Raw genomic sequence first — 12,597 nt, 5'->3', positions numbered from 1 at the left:
CAGAACGAAGGAAACCCATTAATGATGCCAATGAAACGAATTTTAACGCTTGCCATTGCCGGCTTACTCACAGCGTGTACTAGCCAAGTGTCTATTAACGACGTACTGCCTCAGCAAGAGCTGGATAAAACAGTTTACCTAAGAGGCGATTTTACGCTTTGGGATGCAGAGCCTCAGTACCAGTTTGTGCCAGTAGGCGGCGCGCTTTACCAAGCAGAAGTTAAATTTAGCACCCCAGGTAAAGTGTACGAATTTAAAATAGCCGATGCCGATTTTAGCGAAGGCTACAACTGTGGCTACAGCGATGCCCAACCAGCAGGACAAAAACTAACGCTCGGCCAACCCGTGCTTGCAGACTGTAATACTATTTATAATTACTTTAGTTACTCACCTGCAATAAAAGGCACATACATAGTAAGTATTGATTACAGTGACTACGATGAGCCGAAAGTGACGATTACTAAGAAATAGCTGTTAGTTAAGAGCTTTCAGCTTTTAGCTGCCCGAGTGAGTGGATAGATTTGTGACAAGGATGTTGTAGGTAGAGTGAAACGAAACCCAACATGTGCGGCGAATAAAACTGTGCTGGTGGTTATCAAATACGTTGGGTTTCGTAAAACTCAACCCACCTAGATCAATAATAATTTTTATTGATTGCTATAAATATACAATCAAATTAATGAGCTTAGTTAGTCTAATTACTGTCGTAAACCAAAAGCGCGATAATGGATAAGTAGATTTTAAGTAGGTTGGGTAGAGTGAAACGAAACCCAACATGTGCTTTGAGTAAAACAGTACTGCTGGTTATCAAATACGTTGGGTTTCGTAAAACTCAACCCAACCTACATCAATAATAATTTTTATTGATTGCTATAAATATACAATCAAATTAATGAGCTTAGTTAGTCTAATTACAGTCGTAAACCAAAAGCGCGGTAATAGGTAAGTAGATTTTAAGTAGGTTGGGTAGAGTGAAACGAAACCCAACATATGCGGCGAATAAAACAGTACTGCTGGTTATCAAATACGTTGGATTTCGTAAAACTCAACCCAACCTACATCAATAATAATTTTTATTGATTGCTATAAATTTGCAATCAAATTAATGAGCTTAGTTAGTATTAATCACAGTCGTAAATCAAAAGCGCGATAATGGATAAGTAGATTTTAAGTAGGTTGGGTAGAGTGAAACGAAACCCAACATATGCGGCGAATAAAACTGTGCTGGTGGTTATCAAATACGTTGAGTTACGTAAACTTGTCTTGATTATAATTAACAAAACTAATCTATACTCTTATTTATCTGTTTATTTTATGGATAAAAATATGCGTTATAAACGTATGTTAGAGGCGGGCGCATGTTATTTTTTTACGGTAAATTTAGAAGATAGATCTCAGCCTTTGCTTGTGGAAAATATAGAGTTATTACGCCGTGTATATTCAAAGGTGGCAAAAAAGCATCCAATAAAGACGATTGCAATTGTTATCATGCCCGATCATCTTCATGCTATTTGGCAATTACCTAAAGGTGATAGTAATTACGCAATGCGTTGGCGACTTATAAAATCAGGCTTTTCTCGAGAGCTGCCAGCAACAGAGTTTTGTAATAAAAGTCGAATAGCGAAAGGAGAGCGCGGGATTTGGCAGCGTCGCTATTGGGAACATAAAATTAGAGATGAAGAAGACTTAAATAATCATATTAATTATATTCACTACAACCCGGTGAAACATAACCATGTTATTAAAGTGAGTGATTGGCCATTTTCAAGCTTTCATCAATACGTTAAAAATTCAAAACTAAGCCAAGATTGGGAGTGTAATAATGATTCAACCACTTTGTATGATGAATAAAATTTCGGTGTTATAAAACAAGTTGGGTTTCGTAAAACTCAACCCAACCTACATCTGGTTTAAGTTCTTAACGATGCGTTAAATATTCAAAAATAACCTAACTTACTAAACCAACTTTCAAATCTTAAAGCCCTTTCTTCACCACATACCTATACGGTGCTTCATCGGCGTCTGTAGCCACCAGCGTGTGATCCATAAATGTACAAAAACTTGGAATATCGCGAGTGGTTGATGGGTCATCCGCGGTAATTAATAACGTTTCACCGTCGTTCATCTTACGAATTGCAGCGCGTAACATCATTACAGGTTCTGGGCAGCGTAGGCCCATGGCGTCTAATTGGTGATCGGGATTATCAAAGCTCATAAAAAGTTACCTGTAAAAATAGTCGCGGCTTGGTTAGGTCGGGTAGTTTAGCGCAATTAATCTGTTTGGTTAACTGTTTTACATATAACGGGTAAGCGTAATACAGTAAAAAATAATCTGGTTTAAATTTAATACACCCGATCACATTATTCATATCGGCAATAAGCTGGTGGCATAAAAAAAGGCGAACTAACTTGCGCTAGTTCGCCTTTTTAATCACCAAGATGGTCTACATGTTTAAGTTAATACTTAGTCTTGAACACGTTCAAATACAGTCGCGATGCCTTGGCCTAAACCAATACACATAGTGGCTAAACCATATTTTGCATTTTTGTCTTCCATTAAGTGAATAAGCGAGGTGCTAATACGCGAACCTGAACAACCTAGTGGGTGACCAAGTGCGATTGCGCCGCCGTTTAAATTCACTTTTTCATCAACCACGTCTGCTAAACCTAAGTCTTTAAGTACAGGCAGTGATTGTGCTGCAAATGCTTCGTTAAGCTCTGCTACGTCAATGTCATCAATAGTAATACCTGCTTGTGCAAGTGCTTTTTTACTTGCTGGTACTGGGCCGTAACCCATGATTGATGGATCGCAACCGGCAACAGCCATTGCTTTAACGCGTGCACGAATTGGTAAGCCAAGCTCTTTTGCTTTTTCTTCGCTCATTACTAACATGGCTGATGCGCCATCAGAAAGAGCAGAAGACGTACCCGCAGTAACCGAGCCAGAAGCCGGGTTAAATACTGGGCGAAGCTGAGATAAACCTTCAACCGTTGTTTCAGGGCGAATTACTTCATCATCTTCAACTAAAATTAAAGACCCATCAGCTGCGTGGCCTTCCATTGCTAAAATTTCGCGGCGGAAACGGCCTTCAACTGTTGCAGCATGTGCACGTTGATGTGAGCGGTATGCAAATTCGTCTTGCTGCTGGCGGCTAATTCCGTGAATAGTAGCAAGGTATTCTGCAGTTAAACCCATAGAGCCAGATGCTTGTGCAATTGAAGTTGCTAAGCCTGGGTGAAAGTCGTTACCGTGAGTCATAGGAACGTGACCCATGTGCTCAACACCACCAATTAGGTAAGTGTCGCCAGCGCCTGTCATAATAGCGCGTGCTGCGTCATGCAATGCTTGCATTGACGAGCCACATAAACGGTTAACGGTTGTAGCTGGTACTGAATGTGGAATACCCGCAAGCAGTGATGCGTTACGTGCAACGTTAAAGCCTTGCTCTAATGTTTGCTGTACACAGCCCCAATAAATATCGTCAATTGATGCAGGGTCAACTGCTGGGTTGCGCTCTAATAACCCTTTCATAAGGTGAGCACTTAAATCTTCCGCACGCTTGTTTTTAAATACGCCGCCTTTTGAGCGACCCATTGGTGTGCGGATACAATCTACAATTACTGGATTATTCATGATATTAACCTTCCACCTTATAGAAAACACGACCTTCTTCGGCCCATTTGCGAGTTTGCTCTGATACTTGGTAAATCGCACCTAGGTGAGCATATTTGTCTGCTGCTGCAACAAAGTTAGCTAAACCTGTTTGATCTAAGTAACGGAACGCGCCGCCTCTAAATGGAGGGAAACCAACGCCGTATACAAGGGCCATATCAGCTTCTTGAGGAGAAGCAACAATGCCTTCTTGTAAACAAAGTAGTACTTCGTTGATCATTGGGATCATACAACGGTCGATAATTTCTTGTTTATCAAATTCTTTCGGTGCATCAGTAATTGGCGCTAGTAGCTCAACTGCTGTTGCATCGGTTGATTTTTTAAGACGACCACGGCGGTCTGTTTCGTACTTGTAAAAACCTGCTTTGTTCTTTTGACCAAAACGTTTTTCGTTAGCAAAAACAGTTACCGGATCTTTTTCTGCACGTGCCATACGCTCAGGGAAACCGTCTGCCATTACGCCAGTACAATGGTAAGCCGTATCAATACCTACAACATCAAGTAGGTAAGCTGGGCCCATTGGCCAGCCAAATACGTTTTCCATTACTTTATCTACTTTTGCAAAGTTAGCGCCTTCAACAACTAATTTGCTAAAGCCTGCAAAGTAAGGGAATAAAACACGGTTTACAAAAAAGCCTGGGCAATCGTTTACAACAATTGGAGACTTGCCAAGTTTAAGCGCGTAATCAACAACTGCATTAATTGTTTTATCAGAGGTTTTTGCACCACGGATAATTTCTACTAATGGCATTTTTGGCACTGGGTTGAAAAAGTGCATACCACAGAAGTTTTCTGGTTTATCTAACGCTTCTGCAAGCAAGTCGATACAAATAGTCGATGTGTTTGATGTAAGTACCGTGCCTTCAGGCATGTTCTTTTCAAGGTCAGCTAATACCGCTTGCTTAACTTTAGGGTTCTCTACAACCGCTTCAACAATAATGTTGGCGTTTTGTAGGTCTGCATCGTTAAGCGTTGGCTTAATTTTGCTAAGCGTTGCCAGCATTTTTTCCATTGGCATGTGGCCGCGTTTAACTTTTGCACCCAGTAGTTTAGATGCTTCACCCATACCTAAATCTAGCGCATCCTGTTGGATGTCTTTCATTACAATTGGGGTACCTTTATAAGCAGACTGGTATGCAATACCGCCGCCCATAATACCAGCGCCTAATACAGCCGCTTGTTTAATCTCAACATCGCTGTGCTTAGCAAGCTTACGTGCTTTACCTTTAATAAACTGGTCATTTAAGAAAATACCGGTTTGCGCTGCAGCTTCATTAGTACGCGCAAGTTTTGCAAAGTTAGCATTTTCGATTGCCATTGCTTCATCGCGAGTACAGTTGGCCGCTGCTTTAATAGTGCGAACTGCCATAACCGGAGCAGGATAGTGGCCTTTGGTTTTACCCATTACCATACCTTCTGCCATCGCAAAGCTCATGCCTTGCTCAACACGGTTTAATTTAAGTGGCTGAAGTTTAACATCGCGCTTTGCTTGCCAATCTAGTTTGCCGGCAATTGCTAATTCAAGTGTTGCTAGGCTTGACTCTAAAAGTTTGTCAGCACTAACTACCGCGTCAAACGCACCTACTTTTAGGGCATCAGTGGCACGGTTTTCTTTGCCTGAGGTGATCCAAAGCATGGCGTTATCTGCGCCAATAATGCGTGGTAAGCGCACTGTGCCACCAAAACCAGGCATTATACCTAGTTTAACTTCTGGTAAGCCCATTTTAGCGGTTTCGCTTGCAACGCGATAATCGGTAGCAAGTGCCCACTCACAGCCGCCGCCAAGTGCCAAGCCATTTATAGCGCTAAGAGTTGGGAATGGTAAGTCTTCGATTGCGTCAAAAACGTCGGTTGCGTTTTTGATCCACGTTACTAATTCTTCTTCTGGTTTAGTAAATGTTGGTAAAAATTCGAAGATATCTGCACCAATAATAAAGTGATCTTTATCACTGGTGAAAATCATGCCTTTGATATCAGAATTAGACGCTAATTCTTTTAATGCTGCTGCACAATCTGAAAGAGTTTGCTGAGATAGTGTGTTTACAGAACCTGCAACACAAAACTTAAACTCGGCGATGTTTTCCTTTAGGAAGCTAACTTCAAAGGAATCGCTTTTATATAACATTATTATTCTCCCTAGTTGACGAACTAAGACTGGTACGATGAGTTTGCATTTCGACCAGTGTGCTTGCTTTAAAATTAAAATGCAACGAAAAATTTAACTCGGTTACAAACGGTTGGTTAAAATATAGCTGGTTTGGTGCTAAGGTGTACTGGAATGTGCTAAAGGTACTCATTAATTATTATGAGTGCGTAAATTAAATGTTGTTCATACTTTATTAAAGGCACTCTCATTATTGTTTTAGTGTCTCAAACTGGAAATTATTAACCCTGACAGGTCGTTAAACCTAAAGGATATTATGAAAAAATTTTTATTAAGCGCTGTGGCAGCTGCCTTTATTCTTCCTTTTAGTTCTGCCCAAGCGAGTATCGATAATGACGCGTTTTTAGATGCTGAAAAAAAAGTGCGCTATGGAAGTTACCAAGACTTTAAAGAAGTAATAAACGGGTTAGACCACCCGCTAAAGCCGTATGTCGAAAAAACATATTGGCAACGCCATCCCAATTTTAAATACCAAAGCGAAATAGAAGATTACCTAACCATTTATGAACATACCCCGCTTGAGTGGCCGGTACGTAAAGCGTGGTTAGAGTATCTTGAAAAAAACAATAAAAAAGCAGCTTATATAAAAAACTACCGAGAAACGTCTAACGCAGCGCTAACATGCACGTTTTTAGATTTTCAGCTTGATTTAGGGGCGCCAGAAAAAGCCATTTTTAATCAGGTTACCGATTTATGGACGGTGGGTAAGTCGCAACCGAATGAATGCGACCCGCTATTTTCGCTTTGGCGCAAAAAAGGTTATTTAAATAATGAGCTTGTATGGAAGCGCATAACGCTTGCAGCGCAGGGCGGTACGCAAAGTTTACTCCCTTATTTAAAAACGTTGTTACCTAAAAACGAGCGTTACTTAGCCGATTTATATTTAAAAGTACGCCGCGACCCTAGTGCGGCCGCAGGCTTGTATCGTTATAAAACTAAGTCGGCAAAAGAAGCGCAAATAGCCATTTATGGTGTTAAGCGTTTAATTTGGCGCGATAAAGCGCTGGCTTTAAGAGCCTGGCAAAAGCTAGAAAAAATGTTTACCTACAGCGATGAAGAAAAAGCAGATCTATATTACACGTTTGCTTTATCGCTTGCTTCAAGTGGGCATAAACAGGCCAGCTTTTGGCTTAATAAAGTGCCTAAAGCGCGACAAGACAGAAAGTTAATTCAGTGGCAACTTGGTAATATGCTTAAAACCCAAGACTGGGAAGGCATAGCGGCTTTTTTTACAGGTAAAGACGATTTAAGTTTAGGTCAGCAATATTGGCTTGCTTATAGCTATGCTAAGCGAGGCGAGCAACAAAAAGCAGACGAAATTTGGACTAAAGTGGCCGCTAACCGCGATTACTATGGTTTTTTAGCGGCGGCACGATTAGGACTGCCGGTTGATTTAAACAATCAGCCTTTGCAGGTTGATCAAAAATTAGTAGAGAAGGTGAAGAATGCGCCGGGCTTTAAACGTGCAAAAGCACTTTACGAACTCGAGCGTTTTACCTCTGCTCGCAGAGAATGGAATTACTTAACGAACACCTCTACTGATGAAGAAAAACTAGCTGCCTCAAAGGTTGCAGCGCAAAACAATTGGCACGATAACGTTATTTTCACGTTAGCTAAAATTAAAGCATGGGATTATGTTGAACTGCGTTTTCCGTTTGCATTTCAAGATATATTTGAGCGCTACAGTAAACGCAGCAAAATAGACCCCGCGTGGAGTATTGCAATTGCACGGCGCGAAAGCTCGTTTGCACCAGATGCGCGTTCGCATGCAAATGCGCGTGGTTTAATGCAATTGCTCCCTAGTACGGCAGAATACGTTAACAAAGCAAGGGTATCGAGTACGCGTTTGTACCAACCTAAAACCAATATACGCTTAGGTACTAGTTACTTGCAGTACTTAAAAAAGAAAAACAAAGGGAATGAAATACTTGCTACGGCTTCTTACAACGCAGGGTATCATCGTATTAAACGCTGGTTACCTGACGAAGCCATACCAGCAGAGCTATGGGTTGAGCTGATCCCGTATAGAGAAACGCGAGATTACGTAAAAAATGTGTTTGCTTATCGCCAGGTTTATCACACCCGGATGGGCCGAGAAGGAAACGTGCTCGCGCCGTTACTCAAAATGAAAATGGGCGGGTAAATTATGTAATACCAATTGCCTAAAATATTTAGCCATTCTAGCGTGCTAAATAAAGGGCTAATAACGTAACACGATGGGTATAAGTATTAGGGGGATATTTACATGTTAAATATCCCCCTTTTTTGAGCGCTTTACGTTTAAGTGGTAGACTCGAAGCAAGTTAAATTTAACAGATGGATTAACAATGGATAAATTAGCCGTTTTATATGCAGAGCATATTGCCACATTACAACAACGTACGCGTACAATTTGTGACCGTGAAGGGCTCGAGGGTCTAGTTATTCACTCAGGCCAAGCTAAGCGCCAGTTTTTAGACGACATGTATTACCCATTTAAAGTTAATCCACACTTTAAAGCATGGCTTCCTGTTATTGATAATCCACATTGTTGGATTGTGGTAAATGGTAGCGATAAACCGAAGCTTATTTTTTACCGCCCAGTTGATTTTTGGCACAAAGTACCAGATGAACCGCGTGATTTTTGGGCTGAGTACTTTGATATAGAATTATTGCTACAGCCTGATCAAGTTGAAAAACTATTACCTTACGATAAAGCTAAATACGCTTACATGGGCGAATACCTAGAGGTAGCGCAAGCGCTTGGCTTTAGTATTATGAATCCTGAGCCGGTACTTAACTATTTTCATTATAACCGCGCTTATAAAACGCAGTACGAGCTTGAATGTTTACGCCAAGCCAACCGCATTGCGGTAGATGGACATAAAGCAGCACGCGATACGTTTTATAATGGTGGTAGCGAATTTGATATTCAGCAAGCGTACCTTATGGCTACACGCCAAAGCGAAAACGAAATGCCGTATGGCAACATAGTAGCGCTTAACGAAAACTGCGCTATTTTGCATTACACACATTTTGAGCCAAAAGCACCGCTTACTCATAATTCGTTTTTAATCGATGCTGGCGCAAACTTTAATGGGTATGCCGCAGATATAACCCGTACGTACGATTTTAAAAAACAGGGCGAATTTGCTGAGCTAGTACAAACTATGACGGCAATACAAATTGAGCTAGGCAACGCATTAAAGCCTGGCATGTTATATGGCGATTTACACGTTGATTGCCATAACCGTATTGCGCAAATTCTTAGCGACTTCAATATTGTAAACTTACCTGCAACAGAAATTGTGGAACGTAAAATTACCTCAACATTTTTCCCTCATGGCTTGGGCCATCACCTTGGCCTACAAGTGCACGATATGGGCGGCTTTATGCGTGATGATAAAGGCACCCACCAGCCATCGCCAGAAGGGCACCCATTCTTGCGTTGTACTCGTAAAATAGAGAAAAACCAAGTGTTTACTATTGAGCCAGGGCTTTACTTTATAGACTCATTATTAGGTGATTTAGCGCAAACCGACAGTAAGCAGTTTATTAACTGGGAAAAAATTGAGTCGTTAAAACCATACGGCGGTATTCGTATTGAAGACAATATTATTGTTCACGAAGACAGCCTAGAAAATATGACTCGTGATTTAGCGCTCGACTAAGCTAATAAAGACGAGCTCGCCAATACGCGCTAAAATACGCGAATGCAAAGGGGCCTTTTGGCCCCATTTTTAATTGAGCTTTAATTATGTCTGAATATAAATACCCCGCCGATGATGTGTTTCATCAAGAAGAAATTAAAAAAAGCACCTTTATAGTTCATATCGCGCATACGCCAGACCTACAGGCTGCTAAAGCATTTATTAAAAGCATTGAAGAAAAGTACCCAGATGCTCGTCATAATTGTTGGGCGCACGTAGCGGGTAACCCAGGCGGAAGCCATGTTTATGGTTTTTCTGATGATGGCGAGCCAAATGGTACCGCAGGAAAGCCGATGCTTAATGTGCTGGTGGGTTCTGGACTTGGCGAAATTACTGCGGTTGTCACCCGTTATTTTGGCGGTATAAAGCTGGGCACCGGTGGGTTAGTGCGTGCCTATGGTGGGTCGCTTAATAATGCACTTTCGCAGCTAAAAACGGTGACTAAAGTACCGAGTATCGAGATTGTAGGCCAGAGTGAATACAGCATGCAGGGCGCAATAGAGCAATTGTTAAAAACCAATTATCAAGTACTTAATATAGAAAAACAATTTACTGCTAATATTGAATGGGTTATTACTATTGATAGCCGCCAAGCAAAACAGGCCATTAAAGATATTTTTGATTTAAGCCATGGCGCAGTTGAGTTAACTATCAAAGAGTAAGACAATAACTTACACACTTATATTTACTAATAATAAAAGCGATAAGCTACATGCAATTTCGTACCATCATAAAAATCCTTGGCCAACTTGTTGCGCTGTTTAGTATTACCATGGTGCCGCCTGCGGTGGTGTCTTTATTTTATAAAGATGGTGGTGGTGTTCCTTTTGTATTAGCGTTTATATTTAGTGTGGTTATTGGTTTAACAGCTTATTACCCAAACAGGCATGAAAACGGCGACTTAAAAGCACGCGAAGGCTTTTTAATTGTTGTACTATTTTGGCTGGTACTAGGGGCGTTTGCATCATTACCGCTGATTTTTTTACAAGAACCTAATTTGTCTATGGCCGATGCGGTGTTTGAGGCCTTTTCTGGCCTTACAACCACTGGGGCCACGGTACTTACCGGAATTGAATACCTGCCTAAGTCTGTTTTGTTTTATCGCCAGCAATTACAGTGGTTTGGCGGTATGGGTATCATTGTACTTGCTGTTGCTATTCTGCCCATGCTTGGGGTCGGTGGCATGCAGTTATACCGAGCTGAGATCCCTGGCCCAGTAAAAGATTCAAAAATGACCCCCCGCATTGCCGATACCGCAAAGCACCTTTGGTACATTTATGTGTCGTTAACGGTAACCTGTATGTTGGCGTATTGGGCGGCAGGTATGGAGTGGTTTGATGCTATATGCCATGCGTTTTCTACAGTGGCGATTGGCGGTTTTTCTACTTACGATGCCTCAATAGGGCACTTTGATAGCCCTGTCATTAACTTTATATGTGTTTTCTTTTTAATTATTGCTGCGGTTAACTTTTCACTGCATTACGCGGCAGTAGCGAGTCGTAATATTCAGGTATACATTCGCGACCCTGAATTTAAAGTTTTTTTACTGATACAGTTAGCGCTGGTGGTTATTTGTTTTACGGTGCTCTCATCTAACGAAATATTTGCCGATGGCGATGAAACCCTCGATCAGGCCTTATTTCAGGCGGTGTCTATGAGTACCACAGCCGGTTTTGCTACTGACAACTTTTCTACTTGGCCGCTGTTTTTACCTATATTGCTTATTTTTTCGAGCTTTATAGGTGGCTGTGCAGGTTCAACCGGTGGCGGTATGAAAGTTGTACGCGTGTTTTTACTTTACCTACAAGGCATACGTGAGCTTAACCGCTTAGTTCACCCACGCGCTATATACTCTATTAAGCTTGGTCGTAAAGCCTTGCCCGATAAAGTAGTTGAAGCGGTTTGGGGGTTTTTCTCAGCGTACGCATTGGTATTTATTATTATAATGCTGGCGCTAATGGGAACCGGCATGGATAACATTACCGCGTTCTCTGCTACAGCGGCATGTTTAAATAATTTAGGCCCAGGCTTAGGTGATGTTGCCTCGCATTATGGGGCGGTGAGCGATGGTGCTAAATGGCTATTAACCATTGCCATGGTATTTGGTCGCTTAGAAATATTCACCTTACTCGTGCTATTTACGCCGACCTTTTGGCGTGGGTAATAATATAAAAATGATGCTTAGGAACAGGCATGCCACATTCTAATTTAGATAAATTACACCAGTTAACAACAGGGCGATTGGTCGACTTGGAAATTGTTACGCCTACCAGTAGTAAACGCGTAAAAACAGAGTTTATTGGCTTGCTAGAAAATAAATTTATTATTTTAAATTACCCAAGTTCAAAGCGTTTAGCTGCTGCAAGTGATTACCTACGTGATGGTGTAATGGTGGTGGTAAGAGCGGTTATAGAAGGCAGTGGCGGACAAGTGATAGCATTTAGGCAGCAGCTTATGTCGGTTGCCTCACACCCTGCTAGGCTCATTTTTATTAATTACCCTACGCAAGTGCAGTTATTTGCACTGCGCGCGCAAACACGCATACCTACCTTATTACCTGCAAAATTAACTCTCAGTGACGATAGAGTACTTGAAGGGGTGATTAAAGACATCTCGCTTACCGGGGTGATGTTTGATGTACGCGGCGATCAAAACGATGAAAATATTAAAGATATGCAATGCACGGTGACGGTTGATACCAACAATAAAGCATTTACTGGCGAAATATGCAGTGTAAAAGAACACGCCGCAGGAGTTAATTGTGGTATTAAACTTCTAGCCAGTGAAGATGAAATGAAGGCATTTATGAAAGAGCATTTTATCGATCCCGCAATGCTTGAGCTGCCATTAGAATAAGCACTTTCGCTTAATAGCAACAAATGGCCATTTTTTACTTGAGTGGCAGTCATATTTTTTAAACTTCAAAAAATAATTTTTATTTTCTATAAAAATCAGCAGTATAGATTGGTTTTACGAGTGAGTTATTTTAATACGTTAGCTCCCCTCATGGCTAAAATTTAGTCTCTTTTTTCGATAAATCTTCATCCTTACAATTTACGCCGAAAATTGTA

The 12,597-nt window shown here is 41.2% G+C and carries 10 protein-coding genes; 7 read left to right on the top strand and 3 right to left on the bottom strand.

Going from position 1 to position 12,597, the window contains the following annotated elements; genetic code table 11:
- Nucleotides 1-21 precede the first annotated feature (21 nt).
- The gene (locus MSC25_RS19025; RefSeq protein WP_248444333.1) at nucleotides 22-471 is read left to right on the top strand and encodes a hypothetical protein; all 450 of its coding nucleotides are present in this window, start codon (nucleotides 22-24) and stop codon (nucleotides 469-471) included.
- An 855-nt stretch (nucleotides 472-1,326) separates the two neighbouring features.
- Entirely contained in the window at nucleotides 1,327-1,851 is a 525-nt protein-coding gene (locus MSC25_RS19020; RefSeq protein WP_126005373.1) for a transposase, read from the top strand.
- A gap of 124 nt (nucleotides 1,852-1,975) precedes the next feature.
- Here the strand turns inward: MSC25_RS19020 and tusA are convergent, their stop codons facing one another.
- The 3 genes from tusA to fadB form a co-directional block, all read right to left on the bottom strand.
- Nucleotides 1,976-2,215 (bottom strand): sulfurtransferase TusA, encoded by a 240-nt coding sequence (gene tusA, locus MSC25_RS19015; protein ID WP_004588051.1) that lies wholly within the window; start codon nucleotides 2,213-2,215, stop codon nucleotides 1,976-1,978.
- Between the two features lie 249 nt (nucleotides 2,216-2,464).
- Nucleotides 2,465-3,634, bottom strand: coding sequence for an acetyl-CoA C-acyltransferase FadA (gene fadA, locus MSC25_RS19010; RefSeq protein WP_004588050.1), 1,170 nt, complete (start codon nucleotides 3,632-3,634; stop codon nucleotides 2,465-2,467).
- 4 nt (nucleotides 3,635-3,638) lie between these two features.
- Nucleotides 3,639-5,798, bottom strand: a complete 2,160-nt coding sequence (gene fadB / locus MSC25_RS19005; protein ID WP_248444332.1) for a fatty acid oxidation complex subunit alpha FadB — start codon at nucleotides 5,796-5,798, stop codon at nucleotides 3,639-3,641.
- A 295-nt stretch (nucleotides 5,799-6,093) separates the two neighbouring features.
- Here fadB and MSC25_RS19000 point away from each other — a divergent pair, with 295 nt between their 5' ends.
- The 5 genes from MSC25_RS19000 to MSC25_RS18980 all read left to right on the top strand — a co-directional run bounded on the left by MSC25_RS19000 (nucleotide 6,094) and on the right by MSC25_RS18980 (nucleotide 12,382).
- Nucleotides 6,094-7,980, top strand: coding sequence for a transglycosylase SLT domain-containing protein (locus MSC25_RS19000; protein ID WP_248444331.1), 1,887 nt, complete (start codon nucleotides 6,094-6,096; stop codon nucleotides 7,978-7,980).
- 184 nt (nucleotides 7,981-8,164) lie between these two features.
- Entirely contained in the window at nucleotides 8,165-9,487 is a 1,323-nt protein-coding gene (pepQ, locus tag MSC25_RS18995; protein WP_004588047.1) for a Xaa-Pro dipeptidase, read from the top strand.
- 86 nt (nucleotides 9,488-9,573) lie between these two features.
- Nucleotides 9,574-10,188, top strand: a complete 615-nt coding sequence (locus tag MSC25_RS18990) for a YigZ family protein (protein WP_024032141.1) — start codon at nucleotides 9,574-9,576, stop codon at nucleotides 10,186-10,188.
- 50 nt (nucleotides 10,189-10,238) lie between these two features.
- The gene (locus MSC25_RS18985) at nucleotides 10,239-11,690 is read left to right on the top strand and encodes a TrkH family potassium uptake protein (RefSeq protein WP_004588045.1); all 1,452 of its coding nucleotides are present in this window, start codon (nucleotides 10,239-10,241) and stop codon (nucleotides 11,688-11,690) included.
- A 29-nt stretch (nucleotides 11,691-11,719) separates the two neighbouring features.
- A complete protein-coding gene (locus tag MSC25_RS18980; protein WP_054983823.1) occupies nucleotides 11,720-12,382 on the top strand; it encodes a flagellar brake protein in 663 nt (220 codons plus the stop codon).
- Nucleotides 12,383-12,597 lie beyond the last annotated feature (215 nt).

It is taken from the genome of Pseudoalteromonas sp. 1CM17D (assembly GCF_023161805.1).
Classification (GTDB): domain Bacteria; phylum Pseudomonadota; class Gammaproteobacteria; order Enterobacterales; family Alteromonadaceae; genus Pseudoalteromonas; species Pseudoalteromonas atlantica.
This window is presented reverse-complemented; position numbering and strand designations above follow the sequence as displayed.

Coding starts and splice junctions, on each gene's coding strand:
- MSC25_RS19025 (WP_248444333.1), top strand. CDS start 22: ATGATGCCAATGAAACGAATTTTAACGCTTGCCATTGCCGGCTTACTC.
- MSC25_RS19020 (WP_126005373.1), top strand. CDS start 1,327: ATGCGTTATAAACGTATGTTAGAGGCGGGCGCATGTTATTTTTTTACG.
- tusA (WP_004588051.1), bottom strand. CDS start 2,215: ATGAGCTTTGATAATCCCGATCACCAATTAGACGCCATGGGCCTACGC.
- fadA (WP_004588050.1), bottom strand. CDS start 3,634: ATGAATAATCCAGTAATTGTAGATTGTATCCGCACACCAATGGGTCGC.
- fadB (WP_248444332.1), bottom strand. CDS start 5,798: ATGTTATATAAAAGCGATTCCTTTGAAGTTAGCTTCCTAAAGGAAAAC.
- MSC25_RS19000 (WP_248444331.1), top strand. CDS start 6,094: ATGAAAAAATTTTTATTAAGCGCTGTGGCAGCTGCCTTTATTCTTCCT.
- pepQ (WP_004588047.1), top strand. CDS start 8,165: ATGGATAAATTAGCCGTTTTATATGCAGAGCATATTGCCACATTACAA.
- MSC25_RS18990 (WP_024032141.1), top strand. CDS start 9,574: ATGTCTGAATATAAATACCCCGCCGATGATGTGTTTCATCAAGAAGAA.
- MSC25_RS18985 (WP_004588045.1), top strand. CDS start 10,239: ATGCAATTTCGTACCATCATAAAAATCCTTGGCCAACTTGTTGCGCTG.
- MSC25_RS18980 (WP_054983823.1), top strand. CDS start 11,720: ATGCCACATTCTAATTTAGATAAATTACACCAGTTAACAACAGGGCGA.